This is a genomic window from Aquiflexum gelatinilyticum (genome assembly GCF_024741135.1).
In the GTDB taxonomy this organism is placed as follows: domain Bacteria; phylum Bacteroidota; class Bacteroidia; order Cytophagales; family Cyclobacteriaceae; genus Cognataquiflexum; species Cognataquiflexum gelatinilyticum.
In genome coordinates this window covers 346,564-372,709 of the sequence record NZ_JANSUY010000001.1, presented here as the reverse complement: position 1 = coordinate 372,709, position 26,146 = coordinate 346,564, and the positions used below count along the sequence as shown (strand labels likewise).

Sequence of the window (26,146 nt, the reverse complement as noted above, 5' to 3'; positions counted from 1 at the left end):
TTAATGGTACAAATCTTTTAATTTTAATTGCGATACCATTCTTAAACCATAATATTATAAATATTTATAGTTTTGGTGTAAGAAATATTTTTTAGGTTTTTCTCAACTTTGTTTAAAATTACTAATTATTTTAAACTAATGATTATGGAAAACGTTACTGAATTGAATTTTTACAACAAGGTTCCCAGAAAAGGGATCTCATGGAGGGCCATTTTGGCAGGTACAATCGCTGCTTTATCCTTAATGCTGATCCTAAATTTAATAGGACTGGCCATTGGTTTATGGAGTATCGAGCCAACTGAGGAAAGCGATCCTTTAAGCGGATTAGGCACAGGATCTATCATCTGGTGGGTAGTAAGCAATTTGATCGTGCTGTTTGTCGGCGGTTTGGTAGCGGCCCGAGTCGGGGTTTCGTTCACTAATACCAGCGGGGTTATTCAGGGAATCATGACTTGGGCTTTGTATACACTTGTATCAGCCTGGCTGTTAACTTCAGTCGTAGGGAGTATTATTTCAGGTGTGGGCAATATTTTTGGTGGGATAATTTCCACCACTGGCGATGTGGTAGCAGACCAGCTTGGTCCTGTAATAAAGGATCAGTTTGCAGACCTTGAAGTATCACTCGACGGTGCCAAGGACGAATTTTATTCCTTGCTTGAAGATACCAATAAGGATAAACTCGATCCCCAGTACCTGGAATCACAAGCTAGAAGATCTGTCAATGATGCCCAAGAAGGAGCTTCGGAAATGGCAAGACGACCCGGTAGGAGAGATTCCACCATTGAAGAAGTTTTTGGGAAGACCAAAAATAGGTTCGAACAGTCTTTTGAAGCCATCGATAAGCAGGCTTTGGTGAATATTCTTGTTGAAAGGACCGGAATGACAGAGGCTGAAGCGAAGAATACGGTTGATAACAGTGTGGCGGAATTTGAAAGGGCACGCGAGGAATTTGACGCATTTGTACAGGAAACCAAAGAAAAGGCAAAAGTCAAAGCTGAAGAAATTGCCAATGCTGTGGCCAATGCGGCGATCTACTTAGCTATAGCACTTACCCTTGGAGCAATGGCAGCCGCCTTTGGAGGATTTTTGGGAGTAAAAAATTTAAGAGAGAATTATTTGAAGCATGATCACATGGCCGGCAAAACAGATCCTTCTTATTATGATCGCGGAGATGTTGTTTAATCTATTATTTTCGGCAAAATGGACTGCCGAAGAGGAAATAAATTCATAGATATTCTCGTGTATCAAGATTTATACAAACCAAAAAAGCCTGCCTTTCCATTTGGAAAAGCAGGCTTCTTTTTGGCTGAACAAAAATTCCTCCAATTCAAACTATGGTAAAAAAAGTATGGAGTTTATAATAGAGAATAAACTGGCCTTCTATTCCGGACTCAGCGGATTACAGCTTCCCATTCCTAAATATTCATTTCCTCCACCCTATGAAAACGCAAGCCGCTTAACTTACTACGCTACTTTTTTTAACAGTATTGAAATAAACAGCTCCTTTTATAAGGTTCCACAACCGACAACGGTGGCAAGGTGGGCAGAGTCGGTACCTGAAAATTTTAAATTCACCTTCAAATTATGGAAATCAATAACCCATAGCAAAAGTCTGGATTTCAAATCCGGAGATGTGTCCAATTTCTTCAAATCAATCAATGCTGTCAATGATAAAAAGGGATGTCTGCTGATTCAGTTACCCCATAGCCTTGGTATTCATGCTTTCGGCCAATTGGAAAACCTTTTACAATGTATCAAAGAAATTGACATACCAAGTAGTTGGAAGATTGCTGTGGAGTTTCGCCACAAATCATGGTATGACCAAAATGTATATGATTTGATAGGTTTTTATGGCGCAAGCATTGTCATTCATGACAAAGCAAATTCCGCAACACAAATGCCGGACCTTATATCAGATTTCATGTACATCAGATTTCATGGTCCGGACGGTAATTACCGTGAAAGCTATTCCATGGATTTTTTGAATGAATATGCTACCTATATTCTTGAATGGATTGAAGAAGGTAAAACTGTTTTTGTCTATTTTAACAATACCATGGGTGATGCATTTCACAATGCAAAATATCTGAATTGCCTACTTCATGATAGCTCCACTGACAAGTGATCCTTTGGGTAATCTGATTTAAGTCATTATTACTGAAATAGACTATTTGAGTGCTATGTGAATACATTTTTTGATGAAAACTACCTTTCTATTTCCCTTGAATATTCCGCACTTCATGACTATTTTTGGTTTACCAAAAATAGAAATCTAAGATCTGATCTTGGCTCCCTAAATTTTATACGACAATAATGGGTGATTTTTGTAATCTTTTTCTGTCAAAATAATGGATTTTACCCAATACATTATGTCCCGGGAAAACAAAATATTCAGGCTTTTTGAGGCTATCACCCAGAACACGCCGGACTTAATTCATGTCTTTGATTTAAACTATAAGATCACTTATGCCAATGATGCTTTATTGAATATGTGGGGATTGACCTGGGAACAATCCATCGGGAAAAAACTGTCAGAATTAGGGTATGAAAAGTGGCATGCAGAGATGCACCAACAAGAAATAGACCAAGTGATCGCAACAAAACAGAGCATCAGAGGTCAGGTTTCATTTACACATGCCTCAATGGGCAAACGTTTTTATGATTACATTTTTGTCCCTGTATTGGATTCATATGGCAATGTGGAAGAAATTTCCGGCATAACCCGGGATATCAGCGACCAATTGGAATCCTCCAAAATAATTGAAGAAAATGAAAAGCGATACAGCCAATTAATCCATTCATCCCCTTCTGCCATTGGAATCGTTAATGGCCCGGACTTTATCATTACTGAAGCCAATAAACCGGTATTGGAAATCTGGGGAAAAGGCGATGAGGTGGTAGGAAAACCCTATTTTGAGGTATTGCCAGAATTAGAAGAACAGGGGTACAAAGCAATTTTTGCTGAGATATACCAGACCGGCAACCCCTTTAATGCCATCGAAACTCCGGTGAAAATCGTCAAGGACGGCAAACTAACCTTGAAGTATTACAATTTTGTCCTCTATCCCCAGAAAAACGCAGACAATGAAATAGTTGGTATCGGCATGATAGCGTCTGAAGTAACCTCTCAGACTTTGATGCACCTTAAAGTAAAAGAAAGTGAGGAGCGATACCGGGCCTTGGCGGATAACCTCCCAATGGTTTCCTATATAGTAGAACCTAACTTAGAGGCTTCTGTCAGTTACTGGAATAAGACATGGCTGGATTATACCGGGCTTACTTTCGAAGAAGCCTTGGGCAGGTCATGGGACAGCGTCATCCATCCGGAGGATGTAGACATTGCATTGGACATTTATAGAGCCGCTTTTAAAAATCGAGATTCCTTTGTTATTCCTTCGATCAGGGTTAGACGCCACGATGGGGAATATCGGTGGCATTTTTTTACCGGCAACCCACGCTTTCTTCAGGATGGTACGTTAATGGGCTAAATCGGAATTGGATTTGATATTCACAGTCAAAAACTAACGCAGGATGCCTTGCAGGAAAGTGAAGAACGCTTCAGAATTTTTAGTAATAACATTCAAAACCTCGCCTGGATAGCCGACGGAGATGGGAATATTTTTTGGTATAACCAGCGGTGGCTGGACTACTCAGGGCTAACATTGGAAGAAATGAAGGGTTGGGGATGGCAAAAAGTACACCATCCGGACCATGTGGAAAGGATTTTAGAAATATCAAAAAAACTATGGGTGACAAACGAACCCTTTGAACTTACATTTCCACTCAGGCGGGCTGATGGAGAATACCGTTGGTTTCTCACACGAGGAGTGCCTATCACCGATGAAAACGGAAAAATACACCGGTGGATCGGCACCAACACCGATATCGACGACAAGGTTAAGATCGAAAACGAATTGAAAGAAAGGGAGGAAAGATTTCGCTCTCTGGTCCAAACTTTACCTCAGCTTGTTTGGGTGACTGATGCACATGGGAATGGTGAATTTTCCTCTTTCAGGTGGAAAGAATATACAGGAATCGAGGCCCTAGGCGAAAAAGACTGGATCGCAATCGTCCATCCTGATGATTACGAGAATATCAATCAAGTCTGGAAAAACAGCCTGGCAACAGGCGAAAAGTATATCTGTGATGTCCGCCTGAAAAGCAAAGAAGGGGAATATAGATGGCATAAAGGAAAAGCCAATCCAATATTTGATGAAAATAATACAATCGTCAAGTGGGTGGGTTCATTTACTGACACCCATGCCGAAAAATCCTTTACCAAAGAATTAGAAGAAAAAGTCGCTTTGCGAACTGCAGACCTCAGAGAAAGCGAGGAGAAATTTTTTACCTTATTTAATCTTTCTCCCATATGCAAGACCTTATCAGACGTTAAGTCAGGCAAAATTTTAATGGTCAATGATGAATTCATAAATACTTTTGGTTTTAGCCGGGAAGAAGCAATCGACAAAACTTCCCTTGAAATTGGAATGATAGATGCTGAATCACGAGAAGCAATCATTCAAGAAATAAAAGCAAATGGTAGAATCAAAAACAAAGAAATTGAGTTTATCAAAAAGTCCGGTGAGAAATTTTATGGCCTAACATCCTCCGAAATCATAAAAATTGGAGACAAGCAATATTTTCTAGGTGCAATCAATGACATATCCGACCGAAAGAAAGCGGAGGAAAACCTGGAATTAAAAAACATAGAACTCCAGAAGTTAAACAAAGAACTACAGTCATTTGCCTATATCTCCAGCCACGATCTGCAAGAACCCCTTCGCAAAATCCAGACCTTCGCCTCACGGATCCAAGGGAAAGAAGTCAACAACCTGTCAGAACAAGGAAAGGACTATTTTAACAGGATGCAACATGCCGCCCAACGTATGCAAAACTTGATTCAGGATTTATTGACCTATTCAAGGATGAACAAAAATGAACCCAGATTGGAACCTACCGACCTTGGAGAGATTGTTGCCCTCATCATAGAGGACTACAAAGAGGATATATTGGAAAAACATGCCATCATTGAAGCAAATGATCTTTGTGTAGCCAATATCATCCCTTTTCAGTTTGAGCAACTCATGCACAATTTAATGGGAAATGCATTGAAGTTTTCGAATCCAACAATGCCTCCTTATATTAAAATCAAAGCCCGAAATGAGTACGGAAAGGAATTAAAAAATGAAAAACTTTTACCCCAAAAAAAGTACTGTCACATTTCCTTCTCTGACAATGGGATTGGCTTTGACCAACAATACAGCGAAAAAATATTTGAGGTGTTTCAGCGTCTTCACGGAAAAAATGAATACTCCGGAACAGGCATTGGACTTTCCATTGTGAAAAAAATAGTGGAAAACCATGAAGGAATCATCACAGCCACCGGCGAAGTCAACAAAGGAGCAACTTTTGACATTTATATTCCTGCGAATTGAAATTGGATTAATTATTGGTGAGACAGATTTGACAATTTTATGAAGGTATGCATTTGATTTTTCAATTTTTAAGCAAGTTTAATGGAAAACGCATTGTTGGCGATCAAGAGAAAAATGGAAAGAACACCTGGATTGAAGTGACACTACCGGGGATGGTGAATGAGGAATTGTTGAATTTTTAAACCCATTTTTTTAAAATATTCCAGCTAGATACTTACCGAATTTTTCTCCAAAATGAAAGATTACATAAAAGAGGAAAGATCCTGCCACCACACTAAAAACGATGAGTATATGAATTTGATATTTGTTTTTCATAAACCTTCATTTAATATTAATTACCTGATTTTTTAATTTAAGGCTTGATAATCGTTCCGTCAGCCTTCCTGACGGTCCAACTCGATTTGGTCGTCATGGGATATTTTGCGGCGAGGGTTTCATTCACCTCCACCCCAAAACCAGGGGCTTCATTGACTGACATATAGCCATTGTTCATCGTGGGGCAACCAGGAAATACTTCTCTCAATTGATCAGAAAACTGGGCAGCTTCCTGAATGCCAAAATTCCAGATGGCATAATCCATATGTGCCTGGGCGGCATGACCAACAGGCGAAACATCCCCCGGACCATGCCAAGCCGTGTCGATGCCATAAAACTCCCCAAGTCTCGCCACCTTCATCGCCGGTGTCAAACCTCCAATCTGCGACACATGGATCCTGATATAATCAAACCAATGGTTGGTCATCGGTTCTTTGAATTCATTCACATTGTTAAACAATTCTCCCATTGCAATCGGTACAGAAGTGGTGGCACGAAGTTGCTTGAACCATTCCATATTCTCGGGAGAAAAAGGATCTTCAATAAAAAAAGGATCATATTGCTCCAGATTCTTGATCAGATTGATGGCATCTATCGGACGGACGCGCTCATGGATATCATGCAAAAGTTGTACTTCATGCCCACAGACTTTCCTGACTTCTTCAAACATCTTGGGAACTGACTGGAGATAAACCCGCTGATCCATAAACCCATCGGTATCTTTTGCAAAACCGGCTTTTTTGAAATCAGGAGTTCCTGAAATATTCGCTCCGCCATATCCTCCCTGTTGGATCCTGACATATTTGTATCCCTGATCCATAAATTTCTGCACATCGGCAGCCACTTCCTCGGGGGTTTTCCCGTTGGCATGGGCATAACAAGGAATTGCAAAACGGCATTTTCCACCCAATATTTGGTACACAGGCATATTTGCCCTTTTGCCTTTGATATCCCAAAGTGCCTGGTCAAGACCGCTCAAAGCATTGTTGAGCACCGGACCATTCCGCCAATAGGAACTTACATAGGCTGATTGCCACATGTCCTCAATGTTGTCCACGTCCTTTCCCTCACAAAACTCATTCAGGTATTCGATCGCAGGAAGCACCGCAAATGCCCGCTGGGTAAAGGTGGCACAGCCATAACCATACAAACCGGGCTCGGAAGTTTCGACTTTCACGACAATCAGGTTGGACCCGCTGGGTCTGGTCGTGATGGCTTTGACGCTTTTGATGGTGACGGGTGCCATCCCTTTGGCGTAGGAAGGAGTCTGTTTATCTGATGTAGCAAAAGCAGTTCCGCTAAACAAGCCCATTGCTGCGGTTCCTAATCCCAGTTGCTTAAGTACCTCTCTTCTCTGAATTCCAGTGTTTTTGTTTTTCATGGATGGTTATGGGTTTATTGTTCAAACTACTGAAAGGTTGGAATTTCTACAAGCTTTTTTCCTTAAGCAGAAATTGAATTAAATTTTGTCAACCAAAAAATGACTTGGTCGGGATAAAAAACTTCCATTAAAGTAAGTGATATTTACTTTATAAATGCCTCTTTTGCTTGGGGTATTCACTTACACCTTTCAAAAACAAAACAAAAACCCTTGACCTGCAGGCAATATATTAATACAATACCACACGGGTAGAAGTAAATGGGATTGGGGATGACCAATGGAGGTATAGTGCCCTGACGATAATGGCAGCAATAAATTTTTAGGCAAAATTTCAAGGAATTTACTCTTAATTCTGCGCATTGATCTCCGCCATTACTTCTGCAAAAAGCCTGGCAGACTTAATCCTGTCCTCAACGGCATACATGGTCGAAGTGGCGATGATTTCATCCACTTGGGTTTGCGCCAAAAATTCCTTTGCCTGTTTCTTTACTGTTTGCTTACTTCCTACAAAGGAATATTTCAGCATCTGCTGCAGGGAAGGATGTTGCACCATTTCCTTCAGGTCCTGGGTCATTTCTGTCGGTGGTTGTAGGCCATCTCTGGCACCTGTCAACACACTAAAAAACATCCGGATCAAAGTAGTATACAGCCTTTCTGCTTCTTCATCTGTATCTGCCACAAATACATTCACCCCTGCCAAAGTATATGGTTTATCCAGAAACTCCGAAGGCTGAAATTCCCGGTGGTAGATGCCCAAAGCCTGAATCAGGTAAGTGGATGCAAAATGGCTGGCGAAGGCATAAGGCAATCCCTTTTTTGCAGCCAAATGCGCACTGTCTGTACTCGATCCCAAAATATACAGCGGTACATCCGTGCCTTCCGCAATGGAGGCCCTTACTTTGGCACTTTTGTTTTTGATGGAAAAATAACCCTCAATTTTTTCTACTTCCTGCGGAAAAGAGTGAGCTGCCATCATAAAATCAGACCTGATTGCTTGTGCCGTCGCCGAATCTGTACCCGGCGCTCTTCCAAGACCCAAATCAATCCGGTTGGGATAGAGATGCGCCAAGGTTCCAAACTGCTCCGCGATAATCAGGGGAGAATGATTGGGCAGCATAATCCCACCGGAACCTACCCGGATGGTTTGGGTATTTTCTGCCACGTACCCAATCAGGATGGAAGTGGCACTGCTACCGATATACTCAGAATTATGGTGCTCCGCAAACCAATACCGCTTATAATTCATTGACTCAGCGGCTTGGGCCAGTGCTAGTGAATTGTTCAATGTTTGTTTGATGGTTCCACCCTTAGGAACAATAGCAAGTTCTAAGATGGAGTAAGCTATATTTTTATTGATCATGATTGATTTGATAATTGTTGGTTAGGGTTGATTGGATGATTTTTCTATCCAATCAGATATTAATTGTCCCTATAGCACGGGATGCATATATGTTGATATTGATCTAGTATCATCCCTATATATGGTCGGGATACGTTTAAATTCAACAATGAATCTAGGCCAATAGGTTCTCTCTAAAGCATTTTACAAATAAATCAAACAAATTTAATTTCACAGTAAACCAATTCCCTTCCTTTTTGACATTCCTAAATAGTTGAAAATCAATTTTTTAAAAATATTTAGATGAAATTTCACAAAAGTTTTTTGGATAGTTAGGATTCCTTACTATAATTGTGTGGCAATAATGCCAATAACAACTAATCTTAAAAAAAATGGAAAAATCTATTTTCTATCATGCAGGATGTCCGGTATGCCTAAGTGCAGAGCACGACATTGTTAATTTAATTGGATCAGACAATGTAGAACTTGTTCACATTGGTAAAGACAGAAGCCGGATTTTAGAAGCTGAAAAAGCAGGTGTACAATCTGTGCCCGCATTATTAACACCGAACGGGAATGTATTACACATCAATTTTGGAGCATCGATAGCTGATGTAAAAGGGTAAAAAACTTCCTTAATAAGTCGGATTACATATCATTTATAGGCTTCTGACTTTTGGTTAACCATTAAATTTCAAAATATGAAACAAATACTTCTTCTTTTAGGACTTTCAGTTTTTGCTTTTAAAAGCTATGCTTGCGAAAAGTGCAGAAACTATAACAATGATGATTTTCAAATCCAAAATGTTGAGATTAAGCATTCACCCGAAATTGGTGCAACAATTTGGGAGATTACTGTAAAGGGAACAGCAGGCAATACCACTCCCAAACCGGCCGGGCAACTTAATGGAGCACCTGTTTTGGGATATGTATTCCCCACTTCCCTAAAGCCAACTGATGTTGGGTTTGGTAACACCGAAGGAATATTGGCTCTTGCCTTAACTTCACATCCGGATTTTGACGACACACCACTTTGGGATGAAAACTCAGACCGCAATTTTGCAAATGACGGTATAATTTGGCATCCACACTGGGTAATTCTCACTGAAGATAAAAGAGTGGAAGGCGGATTGGCTGTAAAGGAGTTTGACCCAAAGGACAAAAGTGTGGTACTGCCTCCAACTAATCCTGGGATGCCAATGTATATGGACTCACCGGGATTTCAAGTCATCACAAATGGAAACACAATTAGGGTGGTTGTTCCTGATTACAGAATGAGCAACAAAAAGGATTTCTCCTATGATGGAGTTGCGGCTTTTATGCAGGTAACCACAGGCGGAGATGGGGGTCACGGTGGTGGTGATAAACCTATGCTTGGCGTTTATAAAGTATATTCAATAGCCAGCGGAAATTTGTCATTACCTTACAAAGTAAAATAATTAATAGCCTTGCAAAGTTGGGATCCTACCTTTGCAAGGCTTTAATTTATACAAATCAACAATAAGGATTTTATTTGTACTTGATTTGTTTCTTGATTTTCTTGTTTAAACCCGATCAAAAATCAAAACTTTAAAAAAATGAAAGTAGCAGTTTGGGACACTTATGTTACAAAAAAAGATGGTGGAATAATGCACTTTGACATTATTGCCCCCGAAGAAATAAAAGACGCTGCAATAATCTATAGTTATGGCAAAGAATATTTGATCACCAAAGGTCAGCAAGGGCAACCTATTACATCAAATGAATGTAGGTTTTGTCATATAGAAACGCTCCAACCAGCATGGGAAGTAGAAATAAAAAACCAAGGTTATTTTATCAATGAAATGGAAAACTGCAAATGAATGAGACTACACATTTACTCTTCTCTTATGGTACTTTGCAGTTAGAAAAAGTACAGATTGAAACCTATGGTCGAATTTTAAAAGGACAGCGGGATAAATTATTAGGGTATAAAATTGAAAATCTGCGGATCACCGATTCAACAGTTCTAGCCAAAAGTCAAGTTGAGCATCACCCCATTGCTATAAACTCAAGAAATCAAGCTGATTATATTGAAGGAAAAATATTTGAAATTACAGACAGAGAACTTGCTGAAACAGATAAATATGAAGTAAGCGAATACGTTAGGATTCTTGAAACTTTTGAGTCGGGAAGAAAAGCCTGGATTTATGTAGCTAAAAATATGGGGATAAATTATTCACCATTCAATTTAGTCGAACAAAATCAAAAAACTGAAAGTCGAATTGTTGTGGCTTTGGAAAGAATCTCAGAGGCTTTTAGAGTGTTATTATGGAATGAAAGCAAAGAGAATTCATTAAGCCCGATACAGATTCAAATTTTAATTTTTATTTATTTTCATTCGGCAGAAAAATGCAAGGTGGGATATTTGGCGACCGAGTTCAATATGACTAAAGCTACTATTAGTGATAGTGTTAAAGTTTTACTTTCTAAAGAATTATTGACCAAAGAAACCGATCCTGTTGACACAAGGAGTTATTCTCTTTCACTGACAAATGATGGAGAAAAAATAGCTAAAAAAGCATCTTTTTTTGCTTCTTCGATAGAGAAACCCATTGAACTATTGACTGAAGAACAAAAAACAATAATGCTTAATGGGTTGCTAAAATTAATATACGAACTAAATAAAGCAGGCATTATTACTATTCAAAGAATGTGTTTTACATGTTCTAATTACCAAATAAACAATGGTATTCATTATTGCAAACTTTTGAAAACCCAACTTGCTGAAAATGAATTAAGATTAGATTGCCCTGAACACAACTTGGACCGATGAATTTTCCCACACTACTGTGGGCATTCCTTATAGTTAGATTTGATTTCACAGACGATTGAGATGGAAAAAGAGACCGAAACATTTTATCCAAAATCCCGGCAAGAATGGCGTGATTGGCTTCAACAGAACCACCATGTCAAGCAATCCATTTGGCTTATTTACTATAAAAAGAAATCAAATACTGCCTCGGTTCTCTACAATGAAGCGGTGGACGAGGCGCTTTGTTTTGGATGGATAGACAGTAAATCAAAACCGCTTGATGACCAAAAATACATGCAGTTCTTTAGCAGAAGAAAGCCTAAAAGCGTGTGGTCGAAGATAAACAAAGAAAAAATCGAGCGGTTGACGGCCCAAGGACTGATGACAAAGGCAGGTTTCGATGTGATTGCCATTGCAAAGCAAAATGGCTCTTGGACAATTTTGGATGATGCCGAAGCCCTGATCATCCCTCCCGATCTGGAGGCCGAATTTCAAACAAAGCCAAATGCAAAAACCTACTTTGAGGGGTTGAGCAGGTCAGATAAAAGAAATATTCTACAGTGGCTTGTACTTGCCAAGCGACCGGAAACACGTCAAAATAGGATTACAGAAATCGTCAACCTGGCAGAACAACATCTGAAACCAAAGCAATTTCGTTGACAGATTAATTTGATATGGAGAAGGGTATCCTAAAGGAATTCAAATTCTGATGCTTTTGTGAATATTAACAATTATCAAAAACATTGTCCATCTATTTTTTCTTTAAATTCACGGTTTAAAGTAACTCAATAATGGATTTCAACCTCGATTGGTTATTGGCTACAGATTATACCCAACCCAAAAATTTCCTGATCATTTTTTCAATCCTTTTGGCAGGGATTTTTTTCAGGTACCTGCTTTTGGCTTGGGTGTACCATGAGTTGGTCTACAAAAAACTAGGAGACGCCCTCCCTTACCGCAGGCTTCACCAACAGGTAAAAGTCCCTCAGGTCAAGACGGAAATCTGGTATTCTTTTCTCGGGGCGATCATATTTGCTGTTTCGGGAGCGGTTATGCTGATCTTCTGGCAGCGTGGATACACCAAGCTATATACGGCGCTCACCACTTGGGATATCCTTTGGCTTCCAATCAGCTTTTTCCTGGCTATGTTTATTCACGAGACTTACTACTATTGGCTTCACAGATGGATGCACCTACCCAAAGTCCTCAGGCATTTCCATAATATCCACCATAATAGCCTTTACACAAGTTCATTTACTTCCTTTTCCTTTCACCCAATAGAGGCTTTACTTCAGGCAATCTTTTTACCGGTTTTAGTCCTTTTTCTTCCCATGCATTTTTCAGTCTTGTTGGCTTTGTTGTTGACCATGTCCATCACCGCCGTGATCAATCATGCTGGAGTGGAGGTCTACTCAAGTTCGACTTTACGCTCCCCACTTGCCAGATGGATGGTAGGTGCGACACACCATGACCTGCACCACCTGAGGTACCGCTGTAATTACGGCCTGTATTTCACATTTTGGGATGTGTGGATGAAGACAGAAGATGCTGGTTTTGAAAAGCGGTTTATAGCGCATACCACTAAGGAAAAACCTGAATAAATAAAAAAGGTGACCCGTTTCCAGACCACCTTTTCAATCAAATAAAACTTATCCTAAAATTAGGCTAGATCAAAACGGTCAAGGTTCATTACCTTATTCCAAGCTGCTACGAAGTCATGTAAGAATTTTTCTTTGCCATCTGCGCATCCATACACTTCTGAAACCGCTCTCAATTCTGAATTAGAACCAAATATAAGATCCACTCTGGTGGCAGACCATTTAGGTTCTCCAGTCATCCTGTCACTTCCCACGAACAAATTCTGTGCGTCAGAAGTCGCTCTCCAGGTAGTTCTCAAATCCAGAAGGTTCAAGAAGAAATCATTGGTCAAACTTTCAGGATTGTTGGTAAGGACACCGTGTCTGGATTTGTCAAAGTTGGTGTTCAAGACACGAAGACCGCCAACCAGAACAGCCATTTCAGGTGCAGTCAAATTCAGAAGTTGTGCTTTGTCTACCAACATTTCTTCTGCAGAAGCCATGTTCTTGGCATTGAAATAATTGCGGAAACCATCTGCTTTAGGTTCAAGGAAAGCAAAAGAGTCTATTTCTGTTTCTTCCTGAGAAGCATCCATTCTTCCAGGAGTAAATGGTACAGAGATTTCATTTCCGGCATTTTTTGCTGCTTTTTCAATAGCAGCACATCCAGCCAATACAATCAGGTCTGCAAGAGAAACTTTTTTATTTCCAGATTGTAGGCTGTTAAATTCCTCCTGAATACTTTCAAGTATGCCCAATACTTTTGAAAGTTGTGCAGGATTATTGGCTACCCAATTTTTCATTGGTTCAAGACGGATACGTGCACCGTTGGCTCCACCACGCTTATCTGACCCTCTGAAGGTTGATGCCGAAGCCCAAGCTGTGGAAACCAGTTCAGATATCGTCAAGCCTGAGGCCAAGATATTTTTTTTCAATTCTGCAATATCAGATTCATTTACCAATTCATGGTTGACTGCAGGAATCGGATCCTGCCAAATCAAATCCTCGGCAGGTACTTCCTGTCCTATATAGCGGGACTTTGGTCCCATATCACGGTGGGTCAGTTTAAACCAAGCTTTTGCGAAAGCCTCGTTGAATTCCTCAGGATTTTCCAAGAAATGCCTAGAGATTTTCTCATAAATCGGATCCACTCTCAATGCTATGTCGGTAGTAAGCATGAATGGAGCATGTTTTTTATTAGGATCGTGGGCATCAGGTACAGTCCCAGCTCCCCCATTATTGGCAGGCCTCCACTGATGTGCACCGGCAGGGCTTTTGGTCAGTTCCCATTCAAACCCAAATAGGTTTTCAAAATAGTTGTTGCTCCACTTGGTAGGAGTAGTCGTCCATGCACCTTCCAGTCCAGAAGTAATGGTATCACCGGCATTCCCTTTACCAAAAGAATTTTTCCAACCCATACCCATCTCTTCAATGCTCGCTCCTTCAGGCTCAGGACCGACATATTTGGTTGGGTCGGCTGCGCCGTGAGTCTTTCCTAGGGTGTGTCCACCTGCGATCAAGGCAACAGTTTCATAATCGTTCATTGCCATACGGCCAAAAGTCTCCCTGATGTCATATGCTGCTCCCTGTGGATCAGGCTGACCTTGTGGACCTTCGGGATTGACATATATTAGACCCATATGGGAAGCACCGAGTGGCTGCTCTAATTCTCTTTTTCCACTATATCTCTTATCATCTCCCATCCACTGTCCTTCGGAACCCCAATAAATGTCCTCTGCTGGTTCCCAAACGTCGGCCCTGCCACCGGCAAAACCGTAAGTTTTAAATCCCATGGTCTCAAGGGCAACGTTTCCGGTGAGAATCATCAAATCTGCCCAAGAAAGTTTTTTGCCATATTTTTGCTTGATTGGCCAAAGAAGAAGACGAGCTTTATCCAAGTTGGCATTATCCGGCCAACTGTTTAGCGGAGCAAAACGTTGGGTCCCGAATCCTGCGCCTCCACGTCCATCCTGAACACGGTAAGTGCCTGCACTGTGCCAAGCCATTCTGATCATTAATGGTCCGTAATTGCCATAATCCGCTGGCCACCAATCCTGTGAAGTCTGAAGTAATTCTGCAATATCCTTTTTTACCTCGGAAAGATCCAAGGACTTAAAAGCTTCAGCATAATTGAAATTCTCTTCCATCGGATTGGAAAGAGAGGAATGCTGACGCAGTATATTGAGCTTCAATTGATTGGGCCACCAGTCCCGGTTTCTAGGTCCTGCACCCGCGGCTTGAGAGAGTTGACCATTGTGAAATGGGCACTTACTCAAATCGCCACCATTTTGATTTGTATTATGATCCATGATTGATTTGATTATTTTGATGTATTTGCGAATTTACAAAATATAGGGATTATTGAATTTATTTTTTGATTGATAAAATCTATGACTCTTATACAAATCTAATACGGTGTCAACTTACCTAAAAACTTTTTGTCAAAAAATGATTTTGATCAGGAGATTCGGTTCATAATTAAAATCAAATTTTCAAAAGCATTGGGGATTTCCTTTTTTTTAAATCCAAAGCTGATTTTTAGAGCTGAACTGACTTTACTTGAATGACAGTTTTAATCCAATTAAATTGATATTTATCTGTTAAACAAAACATTTACTATGGTTGAAATTCTTTCAAAATGGATTGTACTTCTCTTTGGTTTGTTTTTCATCGCTACAGGTTTTTTGATGCTATTTGCACCCCAAAAGGCGAGAGAAATCTTAAAAAAAGCCGGAAGCACCAACCTGATCAATTATACCGAAATTACGGTTAGGATGATTCCTGCAATGGGATTGATAGGCTATGCGGACTACTCCAGATTTCCGCAGGTATTCAGTGTTGTGGGTTGGTTTATCTTGGGCACTTCTGTTGTTCTTTATTTTGTACCAAGGAAATGGCACCACAGCTATTCCTTAAAAAGTGCTGAGATCTTGAAACCAATCTATTTTCAAATCATTTCTCCTTTTTCGATGAGTATCGGATTGTTAATTATTTATGCTGTTTTTTAATTTAAAACATAGGAAAAACTAATTACTTTTTATTTCAAATGTACAATCAATAAAATGGTTTGTTTTAAACATTCTAAATGGAAAGTGATTTATTACATTACAAGTATATTCAATTTTCCTATGTCAGTAATCTTTTCACCATTCAGGCAGGTGAAATGGAAATAATGACTGAATATAATTTTTAAAATTGGGCAAGACTGACCTTTAAATTAGCATTCTATGATCAAGTTCCACAAAACCAACATCATCCTATTCCTAGTGACATCTTTATTATTGGGAAATCATTTCTTCGTGAATGCATGCACTAGGGTAGTTTACAATGGCCCAAGCCAAACCATAATCACTGCCAGGTCTATGGATTGGAAAACTGAAATCCCGGCTAACCTTTGGGTTCTCCCAAGGGCAACGAAACGCTCTGGAAGTGCTGGGGAAAACTCAATAGAGTGGACTTCAAAATATGGAAGTATTGTTACCACAGCCTGGGATATTGCATCTGCCGACGGCATGAATGAAAAAGGTCTTGTTGCCAATCTTTTGTGGCTTGTGGAATCAGAATATCCAAAGTATGACCCAAAATCCGGCAAAAAAGGATTGGCAATTTCTCTTTGGGCGCAATATGCCTTAGATAATTTTGCTACCGTCAAAGAAGCTGTCGATCATTTTAGATTGGGAAATGTTGTCTTGGTCTCCGATTATATTCCGGGAACAAAAATGTTTACCACCGTCCACCTTTCACTTTCAGATGCGACAGGAGACAATGCTATCTTTGAATATGTCGGAGGCAAACTTGTCATCCACCATGACCCGTCCTATACCGTTATGACAAATTCCCCTATTTTTGAAGAACAGCTTGGACTCAATAAATACTGGAAGAGCATTCCGGGTACCATCATGCTGCCGGGTACAAATCGTGCTGCGGACAGGTTTGTGAGGGCTTCCTATTACATCGATGCTATTCCAAAAACCGACAAAATGGAAATCGCGATCCCTTCAGTCTTCAGTGTCATCAGGAATTGCTCAGTTCCTTTTGGGATTTCGACGCCTGATGAACCAAATATCTCCTCTACCCGATGGAGGTCTGTTTCCGATCAAAAAAACCTCGTTTACTATTTCGAAACTGCCTTGACTCCAAATACTTTTTGGGTAGACCTGAAGAAATTAGACTTTAACCCTGGAGCAAAAACAAAAAAGCTCAGTGTAGAAAAAAACGAAACCTATGCAGGCGAATCTTCTGCAATGTTTAAGGTTACTCCGCCATTTGTCTTTCAGGGTATAGAATAATCACCAATGTTTTGATTCTTGTTTTTTAGGAGCCACTATCACTCCCCGTTAAATTATTTTTGGGATTAACCTGCAAATATTCCATTAAATGAGGCAAATTAAGTTATTTGGTCTCAAAATGTAATCTGTTTTTTGGTGAACTTGATTCCTATTCCTACGGGTCAATTCATCATGCCAAACAAAGTAAAAATCTTCTTTCTGTTTTTGTTTTTTTTAACCTCAATCAAGGGCAATGCCCAGATCATCATTGGTTTATTATTTGGAGAGGCTCTCAATACCGAGAAAATTGAATTTGGATTAACAGGAGGCTTAAACAGGTCAAATTTTAATGGATACAATGAATCAGAAGGGTTGAATAACTTCAATTTGGGATTTTACTTTCATGTCATGCTCAAAGAAAATTCTTTCGTCAGTACCGGGGTTCTTATCAGATCAAATGTCGGTGCCACAGGAATGCCTACTTATCTGCTAGACGACCCGGGTTTTGATGAAGTCTTCATGGATGGTGTTTTGACCACCAAAGTCAACTATTTCTATGTTCCGATCATGTACCAACGTCGGATTAAAAATAGAATGTTATTGGAGGGAGGGATTCAACCGGGGTTGCGTTCGAGAGCATTTGACTATTTCAATTTGGAAAGTAATGGTGGTGATCTTGAATTTCGAAAGAATGTGAGCGATGATTTCACAAGATTGGATTTTGGACTTGTGGGAGGAATGGGATACAAACTTAAAAATGAATTGAAAAGTATGAGCGTAGGAGTTCTTTACTATTATGGTCTCGTCGATGTCAAAAAAAATACCGATGCCAAAGTGAACAATTCTTCACTCAACGTCTACCTCCGAATTCCTATTGGAACCGGAAAATGATTCAAATCCTAACCCCAATCCTTTTATAACCTGATTCGATTAGCCACTCAGTTTACAAATTACAAGAGAAGAATTTCCTCAGCATATTATCATTATAAACAATCAAATTGATTTTCCATTATGAAGCATTCCCTATTTACTTGGTTTGTATTTCTTTTTTCCATCACCACCGGCTTCTCCCAGGTATTTACAAATCGAGAAGTAGGGCAAAAAAACCAATCTTATATTGATTCCCTCAAATCCGCCGAATACCCTTATGCTCTTCCAATCTGGGGAGACAGGGCTACCAAAGCAGGATTTTCTCTCCCTTATTCCGCCGGAGTAAGTGTAAACTATTTATGGCAAGAGTCAGATCTTATCCTGGAAAACCTGATGGTTGGATTTAATGGGGGACAAAAACTTGACGTGGATGACATCGTTAGGTTCAATACAGCTGTGTCGAGGGCGAGTGCTATTTCGGTAAGGCCGGATGTTTGGTTATTCCCATTTTTGAATGTTTATGGTGTTCTGGCAAGAACTCAAGCGTCAACCGAAGTTGGATTTGGGGTATGGCTACCTGATTCACTCAATATCCATTCAGAAGTATTCTCGGCGGGTTCCAAGGTTGATTTCAATGCCGGAACTTTTGGAATTGGCATGACCCCAACAATTGGGGTTGGCGGTGGGTTTTTAGCTTTGGATTTGAATATCACCTGGACCGATGTACCGCAATTAAGGGTACCAACGAGGACTTTTGTTTTTGGCCCCAGGTTTGGCAAAAACTTTAAACTCAACAAACCTGAGAGCGCTCTAGCAGTATGGGTAGGAGGATTCAGAATAGACATCAATAATGAACAAAGTGGATCAGTAAACCTAAATGAAGTACTTCCTGTTGATCAACTCCAGCCAAAAGTAGATCTAGGTTTTGAAAAAGTCGAACTTGCACAGGTAAAGGTAGATGAATGGTGGGAAGGACTTACCAGAGTAGAAAGACTGAATCCTGTCAATATTGCAAAGTTTACCGCCGCCAATCTAGCTATTGAAAAAGCCAGCACCTTTCTTGTGGCTGTGGACGGTGCGCTTAATAATGGGGAATCCAGTACAGTCCAATATTCTATGGAACGAAGACCTGCTGATTTGTGGAATTTTATTGTTGGATCTCAATACCAATTAAATAAAAGTCTGATGTTCCGTGCCGAAGTTGGCTTTTTGGGTTCAAGAACCCAATTGATGACGGGGATCCAATATAGGTTCGGTCTTTAATAGTACATCCAATAAACCAAAACCCCGGAGATTTCAAAATCTCCGGGGTTTTGCCTACATGTACAGTACATCGCCCTCCGTCCCGAATGAAGTAGATATTGGTTTACAGGCAAACAAGCGAATTTAAATTCTATAACTCTTTTTCAGATTTCTTTTTTAAAAAACCAATCCATTCTTCCAGTTTAATTTTCATGGCTACCAATTCCTCCATCTTGAGGGCATCAGGGGAAATGTCCGCCATCAAGCTGAATGGAATATGCGCAGCTTCTGATTTCATGGCACTCCCTTTTGCTGTCAGCGTGAGGATAACCCTACGCTCATCTTCTTCAGATCGAATCCTGGAAACCAATCCCAATGTCTCCATCCGCTTCAAAAGCGGCGTCACTGTATTGGTATTCAAAATCAACTTATGGGCAATGTCATTGACAGAAATTCCATCCTCCTCCCAAAGAACCAACAACACCAAATACTGGGGATAAGTAATCCCAAGTTTGTCCAGATGGGGCTGGTATTCCCTGATAATCAACCTTGAGGCGGCATATACCGGGAAACAAATCTGGTTATCAAGTTTTAACTGATCCATTTCTTTAATTATTTTTTTTCCTCCAAGCCTGCCAAGCGCCTGTAGACCACAATGCCATAACTATCAGGACCGGCTGGAAAAACAAACGGATAAACCGTGCACGGTCAGTATCCAACCCAAAGGCGTCAATCCCATTGACATACTGCGAAATGTTACCTGGAAAAATCAGCACAAAGAAAAGCGCTACCACCCAACCGACTTGCGCCCTTTTGGAGGCAAGGAAAAGCAAGGATGCTCCAAGGAGGATTTCCACAATTCCTGATAGGATTACAACTAGATCCGGATCCATGGGAACCCAAGGCGGTACCTGCCCCAAAAATTCTGCCCGATTAAAGGAAAGATGGCTGATGCCTGCAAAAAGCAAAAAACTGCCTAGCAGGACCCTGACGATGGTCTGTCCGATGTTGGTTTTGGGCTGAATGGTGGGATTGAAAATTGATTCCATAATTATTGGAGATTTTAATTGAAAATAAAAATCAGGATGCTCTTTCCTTAAGTGCCCCTTTTCTTTTAAATATCAGTTTATAAGCGAATTTCAGAAATACGACAAAGGCGGATAAGTTTGGCTTGGGTTCCATTCCTATGCCCATTCTTTCCAACTGTTCGCGGTACCACACAGTCTCCATGACACTCATTTTGTCGATAGGTCCGATTCCGGTTTTGATAGGTTGGATGGAGATCTTGGGAGAATGTCCATTCAGGAGTCTGAGAGGCGCATCCGGTTCTACGGCTATCAACCTAGCCAAGCCGACAAAGTCAACATTTCCTGATTGGATCGCCTCCGCCATTCCCTCAAAACTTCTGAATCCTCCGGTCAATACCAACGGCGTCTTTACGGCCTGCCTTGCTTTGACAGCAAAATCCATGAAATAAGCCTCCCGCTTTATCGTACTTTCTTTTCGTTTTGCTCCCATCATCGCAGGGGCTTCATATGTTCCGCCGGATATTTCTATGAGGTCAATCCCCACAGCTTCCAAAGCTTTGATTGTTTCCAAGGATTCTTCGTCTGTAAAACCACCCCGCTGAAAATCAGCAGAGTTGAGCTTGATTCCAATTGGGAAATCAGTTCCTACTTCATTTCTCATTGCCTGATAAACTTCCAAAACAAACCTTCTGCGTCTTTCCGGGTCACCTCCCCAATGGTCGGTACGCTGATTATGATGGGGAGAAAGAAACTGACTGACCAAATACCCATGTGCACCGTGAATCTGAACCCCTGAAAACCCGGCTTCTTTTACAAGTTTTGCAGCGAATGCAAACCTTTGGATTAAGTCTTGGATTTCTGTTTCGGTCAACTCCTTAGGGGTATCAAAAAAGGACTGCATGTCCTTTCTAAAAGGAATGGCAGACGGGGAAACTGTTACCTTGTTCAATCCCTTCGGAGCCTGTTTCCCGGGATGGTTCAACTGAACCCAACAGTGTGTCCCGTTGGAAGTGGCGTTTTTGGCCCAAGTTTTCAATCCTTCCAATCCTGAAGCGTCTTCAATGACAACATTTCCCGGTTCGCCAAGTGCCCTTCTGTCAATCATGACATTTCCCGTGACACATAGACCAATTCCTCCATTCGCCCATTTACGATAAAGGAGATCGAGCATTGGCTTGGGCGAACCATCCTTATTGCCAAGTCCTTCACTCATAGCTGATTTGAAGAGCCTGTTTTTGATCAGGACTCCATTTGGAAGAGTAAATGGAAGGTTTAGCGGATTTTCTTTTGTCATTTATAGGTAGAATTAAAATTACTTTTTGAGGAATTTGGAAAGGTATTTATCGATTTCCTCAGGTTTGGTGATAGGTGAAAATCTCTTGACAGGTTTTCCTTCGCTGTCCAGCAAAAACTTGGTAAAATTCCACTTTATCCTAGATCCAAAAATCCCTCCCAATTCCTTTTTGAGGTATTTGAATACAGGATGGGCATTCTTTCCATTGACTTCAACTTTAGAAAACATGGGGAAACTTACTCCATAATTGAGAAGACATCCTTCTGCTATATCTTTGGAATCTCCCGGTTCCTGATTTCCGAATTGGTTGCAGGGAAATCCAAGAATCACTAATCCTTTGTCTTTGTACTTTTGGTTGAGTTTTTCCAATCCTTCATATTGTGGAGTCAGGCCACATTGGCTAGCGGTGTTGACCACCAAAACAGTCTTTCCTTTGAACTCTGACATGGATACTTCTTTTCCTTGAAGGTTATTGGCAGAAAAATCATAAAACCTATTTTTCATAAATCGCATGTTTGAACTTAATTATATCGTAAGCGATACAAATATAAGGGTTAATATATATCGCAAGCGATATAAAATTTGTTTATTTTTTTTATTCATGAAAAATCAAATTAGATGACAAATAAATCAAACAAAAAGACCGAGGAATGAATAAATCAAACCTCGGTCTTTTGAAAATGGAAATATTATTTTTCTCAATGACTCCAATCAAAGGTATCAATATCCTCCAAACAAGCCTTCAGTAGGAGGATACTGTTGGAAATGTCTTCTTTATTCGCCATTTCTATTACCTGATGCAAATGTCGGGTCGGAATGGAAATTGCTCCAGCGATAGCACCCTGCTTGCCCATACGCTGAACGCCTGCTGTATCCGTACCGCCTGCCGTAAGGATTTCGGGTTGCCACTTGATTTGGTGTTGTTCTGCAGTCTGCTTCATAAAAGCCACCATCCTATAGTCGCAGATGGTCGAAGCATCCATGATTTTGATCGCAGTTCCTTTGCCAAGCTCAGTGACTTTTTCATGAGCCTGGGCACCGGGCACATCAAAGGCAATGGTAGTATCCAAAGCTATCCCAAAATCTGGGTTGATTCCATGGGCAGCTACATTTGCTCCACGAATTCCGACTTCCTCCTGAACAGTAAATGTGGCATATACATCAAATGCAGGATTTTCCAACACTTTCAGTGTCTCTAAAAGTATAAATACCGCCACCCTATTGTCTATTGATTTGCAGTTGACACAGGCACCCATTTCTATCAATTCCCGGTCTCTAGTGATAGGATTACCTATTGTGACATATTTTTCAACCTCTTCTTTACTCATGCCTAAATCAATAAAAAAGTCGGTGATCTGAGGTAATTTATTCCTTTCGTCAGCTGTCATGACATGGATGGGTTTGCTACCCATGACGCCTACCAAATCCTTTTTGCCATGGACAATCACCCGCTGCGCAGTCAGAGTTTTCGGGTCAAAACCTCCCAAAGTATGAAACCTGACAAATCCTTTTTCATCAATATGGGTGACAATAAACCCGATCTCATCCATGTGTGCTGCCACCATGACTTTCTTTGAATCAGGATTTTTTTTGGATTTTTTGATGGCAATGACACTGCCCATATTGTCGGTTTTGACCTCATCGACAAGTGGGGTGACAAGTTCTATAACCATGTCTCTGATTCTTTTTTCAAAGCCAGGGGCTCCGGCAATCTCACAAATCTGCTTCAACAAGGGTACGTTTACTTCCATGATTATTGTAGGTTTTCAATTGAATATCTAATAAAACAAACAATGACCAAAAACAAGGGCTTGGCCGACTTGAAATTTGGTCATTTGAAAATGTGTTGGAAAATATCAGTAAGCCCTGACCACTTTCCCTTCCATATAATTGGCAAAAGCCCTATTTACAACACGCATTCCTCCGGATGTAGGAAAATCTCCTGTAAAATACCAATCTCCAGAATGATCAGGAATACATTTGTGTAAGTTATCGACTGTTTGGTAGATGACTTTAACTTCAGCTTTGATTTCCTCTGTGGTAATGATGGCTGCTATTTTATCAGAAATTTCTTGGTCAGTAAAAGGATCATAAAGTGCTTTTACATAGTTTTCCGTTAGGATCTGATTGGTATTACACTTTTCGTAAACTTCATCCATGAGGTAACTCATTCCTTTGTCTTTGAGCAATTCAACCGTAGCACGGAAAGCAATAAACTCCTTCAACTTTGACATATCGATCCCATAGCAATCCGGAAACCGGATTTGAGGTGCAGAAGACACGATGATGATCCTTTTGGGATTTAATTTGTCCAAAGTCGTCAAAATGCTTTTTTCCAATGTTGTTCCCCTGACAATGCTATCATCGATGACCACAAGTGTATCTATTCCCGCCCTTACAACTTCATAGGTAGTATCGTAAACATTCGCTACCATGGCATCTCTGTCGGAATCATTGGTAATGAAAGTCCTTAATTTCACATCCTTGCTTACAAGTTTTTCTACCCTTGGGCGGAAATTGAGGAGTTCTTCAAGGTCTTCAAGATGCGGCTTTCCTTCCAACAGCACTTCCCTCCTTTTGGCACTCAAATAATCTTCGAGACCTTCAATCATTCCGAGAAAAGCTGTTTCTGCAGTATTTGGAATATATGAAAAAACTGTGTTTTTGAGGTCAAAATCTATAGCTTTGAGTACCTGAGGCACAAGTGCTCTACCAAGCGATTTTCTTTCTCTGTAGATATCAGGATCAGTTCCTCTTGAGAAATAAATCCTTTCAAAACTGCAGGATTTCTTTTCCCTAGCAGGAAGGATTTCATGCTCGGCATACGATCCATCTTTATTGATTACAAGAGCGTGTCCCGGTTTAATTTCTTTGATTTGTTTGTAATCTACATTGAATGCAGATTTGATGGCCGGCTTTTCTGAAGCTACCACTACGATTTCCTCATCTGCATAATAATAGGCAGGCCTGATTCCTGAAGGATCTCGCACGACAAAGCTTGAACCATTGCCGATAATCCCCGCCATCGCATATCCGCCATCAAAATCCCTGCAAGATCTTCTTAGTATTCGCGCAACATCAATTTCATTTTCGATGACAGCTGTAATCTGTTCGTTGGAATATTGGTGCTTGTATTTATCAAAAATCCTTTGGTTTTCTTCATCCAAAAAGTGACCTACTTTTTCCATGACGGTGACGGTATCGGTTTTTTCTTTGGGATGCTGTCCTAGCTGAACCAACTTGCTAAAAAGTTCCTCTACATTGGTCATGTTGAAATTTCCAGCCATGACAAGGTTTCGGCTCCTCCAGTTATTTTGCTTTAAAAATGGATGACAGGTTTCAATGCTATTTTCACCATGGGTGCCGTAACGAAGATGACCTAACCATACTTCACCGGAAAAAGCCACATTCTCCTTCAGCCAATTGGCACTGTTGAGGCCTTTTTTACCGCCTAATTTTTTGGCTTTTTTATATTTCTTGTAAATTTTGTCAAAGATGTAATTGACAGCTTGGGGTTCGATTGACCTGTACCTACTGATATATCGAGTGCCGGGTTTGGTGTCAAGCTTGATGTTGGCAACTCCTGCGCCGTCCTGACCTCTGTTGATCTGCTTTTGCATCAGGACATACAATCTGTTGGGAGCATATAGCGGCGAACCGTACTTCTCGATGTAGTATTGGGGTTCCTTTCGGAGCCTGATCATCGCAATACCACATTCATGTTTGATTTGGTCACTCATTGGATTTGAACACGAATAATTACTGGAAAAGCAAAGGTAAATCTTTTTTAGAAGGATATAGAAGTAAATAAAGTTCGGTTTATATAAAATTTTGTTACCTGCCAAAGTATTGCCCACTCACCTCTTTTTCGATTAAAAAATTCCTGCATGCAAATCTTCCACCAAAACCATGGGAAATAAAGGAAAGAAAATTGTAGGTAACTTGACTTGCAAATGGTCATTTCCCCAATGTTTGGGGATTTTTTCTACAGTTTGGGTAAGACCCTCCCCACATTTAAATCAGGAAAACCTTTTTTTGAGCCAATCAAGACCATTTTTCCCTTTGGCACATCATGTGCAAATAGGGTAAACATGAAACCGATATTAAAAGCATCTTTTCAAGGTCCGGTAATGATGACTCTAGAAAGCCTCGGCGGTGTGAAATTCGATTAATAATTAAAAAAACAAGAATTAAAAAAAGTCTATTTCTATGCCAAATGCTTAGAAAGAGAAATTTTAAGAAATAAAACCAATTATCAATTTTAACTAAAACCAATTTATTATGAAAACCAGATTTATTATCCCCGCAATGTTTGCAATCGGACTGGCTACAGCTCCATTAATGGCAAACCCGACAATCGCTACAGATGCAAATTCTGGAATGGTCATGTCGCAAGAACAAGAAAAAGTAAAAGTGGATCCGGCTAATCTTCCTGCTCCCGTCAAAGAAGCCATCGAAAAAGATGAGGCTTTGAAAGCTTTGAAAATCAGCGAAGCATGGCAGGTGAGCGGCGAAAATGTACCGAATCATTTTGTGATAAAGTTTGACAATGGAGGCGAAGAACTTGTCAAAAAGTATACAGCCCTAGGAGAAGTGATTGAAGACTAATCAATCTTAAATTATC

The 26,146-nt window shown here is 40.3% G+C and carries 24 protein-coding genes; 15 read left to right on the top strand and 9 right to left on the bottom strand.

Annotation, left to right across the window (positions count from 1 at the left end):
• Positions 1–144: 144 nt before the first annotated feature.
• The 4 genes from NU887_RS01580 (at position 145) to NU887_RS01565 (ending at position 5,435) form a co-directional block, all read left to right on the top strand.
• Positions 145–1,182 carry a YrzE family protein gene (locus NU887_RS01580; RefSeq protein WP_258421597.1) on the top strand — a complete coding sequence of 346 codons (1,038 nt, stop codon included), beginning with the start codon at positions 145–147 and terminating at the stop codon, positions 1,180–1,182.
• 166 nt (positions 1,183–1,348) lie between these two features.
• Positions 1,349–2,125, top strand: coding sequence for a DUF72 domain-containing protein (locus NU887_RS01575; protein ID WP_258421596.1), 777 nt, complete (start codon positions 1,349–1,351; stop codon positions 2,123–2,125).
• 223 nt (positions 2,126–2,348) lie between these two features.
• Positions 2,349–3,488: a PAS domain S-box protein gene (locus tag NU887_RS01570; protein ID WP_258421595.1), complete on the top strand. Its 1,140-nt coding sequence runs from the start codon at positions 2,349–2,351 to the stop codon at positions 3,486–3,488.
• A 48-nt stretch (positions 3,489–3,536) separates the two neighbouring features.
• Positions 3,537–5,435: a PAS domain-containing sensor histidine kinase gene (locus NU887_RS01565; RefSeq protein ID WP_258421594.1), complete on the top strand. Its 1,899-nt coding sequence runs from the start codon at positions 3,537–3,539 to the stop codon at positions 5,433–5,435.
• A gap of 352 nt (positions 5,436–5,787) precedes the next feature.
• On the opposite strand, the gene NU887_RS01560 is transcribed toward NU887_RS01565, so the two are convergent.
• A complete protein-coding gene (locus NU887_RS01560) occupies positions 5,788–7,131 on the bottom strand; it encodes an enolase C-terminal domain-like protein (RefSeq protein WP_258421593.1) in 1,344 nt (447 codons plus the stop codon).
• A gap of 346 nt (positions 7,132–7,477) precedes the next feature.
• Positions 7,478–8,491, bottom strand: a complete 1,014-nt coding sequence (locus tag NU887_RS01555) for an LLM class flavin-dependent oxidoreductase (protein WP_258421592.1) — start codon at positions 8,489–8,491, stop codon at positions 7,478–7,480.
• A 371-nt stretch (positions 8,492–8,862) separates the two neighbouring features.
• On the opposite strand from NU887_RS01555, the gene NU887_RS01550 reads away from it, so the two are divergent.
• From NU887_RS01550 to NU887_RS01525, 6 genes are all read left to right on the top strand, one after another.
• Positions 8,863–9,096 (top strand): thioredoxin family protein, encoded by a 234-nt coding sequence (locus NU887_RS01550; RefSeq protein ID WP_258421591.1) that lies wholly within the window; start codon positions 8,863–8,865, stop codon positions 9,094–9,096.
• Between the two features lie 75 nt (positions 9,097–9,171).
• Positions 9,172–9,909, top strand: a complete 738-nt coding sequence (locus NU887_RS01545) for a hypothetical protein (protein ID WP_258421590.1) — start codon at positions 9,172–9,174, stop codon at positions 9,907–9,909.
• Positions 9,910–10,047: 138 nt separating this feature from the next.
• The gene (locus NU887_RS01540) at positions 10,048–10,311 is read left to right on the top strand and encodes a DUF2024 family protein (RefSeq protein ID WP_258421589.1); all 264 of its coding nucleotides are present in this window, start codon (positions 10,048–10,050) and stop codon (positions 10,309–10,311) included.
• Positions 10,308–11,264 (top strand): MarR family transcriptional regulator, encoded by a 957-nt coding sequence (locus NU887_RS01535; RefSeq protein ID WP_258421588.1) that lies wholly within the window; start codon positions 10,308–10,310, stop codon positions 11,262–11,264. Before NU887_RS01540 ends, NU887_RS01535 begins: the two co-directional genes overlap by 4 nt.
• A gap of 60 nt (positions 11,265–11,324) precedes the next feature.
• Positions 11,325–11,903 carry a YdeI/OmpD-associated family protein gene (locus NU887_RS01530; protein WP_258421587.1) on the top strand — a complete coding sequence of 193 codons (579 nt, stop codon included), beginning with the start codon at positions 11,325–11,327 and terminating at the stop codon, positions 11,901–11,903.
• 131 nt (positions 11,904–12,034) lie between these two features.
• Complete coding sequence (locus tag NU887_RS01525) at positions 12,035–12,844, top strand: sterol desaturase family protein (protein WP_258421586.1); 810 nt, start codon at positions 12,035–12,037, stop codon at positions 12,842–12,844.
• Positions 12,845–12,903: 59 nt separating this feature from the next.
• On the opposite strand, the gene katG is transcribed toward NU887_RS01525, so the two are convergent.
• Positions 12,904–15,129 carry a catalase/peroxidase HPI gene (gene katG, locus NU887_RS01520; protein WP_258421585.1) on the bottom strand — a complete coding sequence of 742 codons (2,226 nt, stop codon included), beginning with the start codon at positions 15,127–15,129 and terminating at the stop codon, positions 12,904–12,906.
• Between the two features lie 309 nt (positions 15,130–15,438).
• Here katG and NU887_RS01515 point away from each other — a divergent pair, with 309 nt between their 5' ends.
• The 4 genes from NU887_RS01515 (at position 15,439) to NU887_RS01500 (ending at position 19,221) form a co-directional block, all read left to right on the top strand.
• Positions 15,439–15,828, top strand: coding sequence for a hypothetical protein (locus tag NU887_RS01515; RefSeq protein ID WP_258421584.1), 390 nt, complete (start codon positions 15,439–15,441; stop codon positions 15,826–15,828).
• A 219-nt stretch (positions 15,829–16,047) separates the two neighbouring features.
• A complete protein-coding gene (locus NU887_RS01510; protein ID WP_258421583.1) occupies positions 16,048–17,109 on the top strand; it encodes a linear amide C-N hydrolase in 1,062 nt (353 codons plus the stop codon).
• 171 nt (positions 17,110–17,280) lie between these two features.
• Positions 17,281–17,979: a porin family protein gene (locus tag NU887_RS01505; protein WP_258421582.1), complete on the top strand. Its 699-nt coding sequence runs from the start codon at positions 17,281–17,283 to the stop codon at positions 17,977–17,979.
• A 120-nt stretch (positions 17,980–18,099) separates the two neighbouring features.
• Complete coding sequence (locus tag NU887_RS01500) at positions 18,100–19,221, top strand: hypothetical protein (protein WP_258421581.1); 1,122 nt, start codon at positions 18,100–18,102, stop codon at positions 19,219–19,221.
• A gap of 130 nt (positions 19,222–19,351) precedes the next feature.
• On the opposite strand, the gene NU887_RS01495 is transcribed toward NU887_RS01500, so the two are convergent.
• From NU887_RS01495 to NU887_RS01470, 6 genes are all read right to left on the bottom strand, one after another.
• Positions 19,352–19,804: a MarR family winged helix-turn-helix transcriptional regulator gene (locus NU887_RS01495; RefSeq protein ID WP_258421580.1), complete on the bottom strand. Its 453-nt coding sequence runs from the start codon at positions 19,802–19,804 to the stop codon at positions 19,352–19,354.
• A gap of 4 nt (positions 19,805–19,808) precedes the next feature.
• Entirely contained in the window at positions 19,809–20,249 is a 441-nt protein-coding gene (locus NU887_RS01490) for a DoxX family protein (RefSeq protein ID WP_258421579.1), read from the bottom strand.
• 31 nt (positions 20,250–20,280) lie between these two features.
• Complete coding sequence (locus tag NU887_RS01485; RefSeq protein ID WP_258421578.1) at positions 20,281–21,522, bottom strand: NADH:flavin oxidoreductase/NADH oxidase family protein; 1,242 nt, start codon at positions 21,520–21,522, stop codon at positions 20,281–20,283.
• Positions 21,523–21,540: 18 nt separating this feature from the next.
• On the bottom strand, positions 21,541–22,026 hold the full coding sequence (locus NU887_RS01480; protein ID WP_258421577.1) for a glutathione peroxidase: 486 nt from the start codon (positions 22,024–22,026) through the stop codon (positions 21,541–21,543).
• Between the two features lie 194 nt (positions 22,027–22,220).
• The gene (locus tag NU887_RS01475) at positions 22,221–23,273 is read right to left on the bottom strand and encodes a M42 family metallopeptidase (protein WP_258421576.1); all 1,053 of its coding nucleotides are present in this window, start codon (positions 23,271–23,273) and stop codon (positions 22,221–22,223) included.
• Positions 23,274–23,378: 105 nt separating this feature from the next.
• Positions 23,379–25,262, bottom strand: a complete 1,884-nt coding sequence (locus tag NU887_RS01470; RefSeq protein WP_258421575.1) for an amidophosphoribosyltransferase — start codon at positions 25,260–25,262, stop codon at positions 23,379–23,381.
• A 541-nt stretch (positions 25,263–25,803) separates the two neighbouring features.
• Here NU887_RS01470 and NU887_RS01465 point away from each other — a divergent pair.
• Positions 25,804–26,130 (top strand): hypothetical protein, encoded by a 327-nt coding sequence (locus NU887_RS01465; RefSeq protein WP_258421574.1) that lies wholly within the window; start codon positions 25,804–25,806, stop codon positions 26,128–26,130.
• The last annotated feature ends 16 nt before the right edge of the window (positions 26,131–26,146 follow it).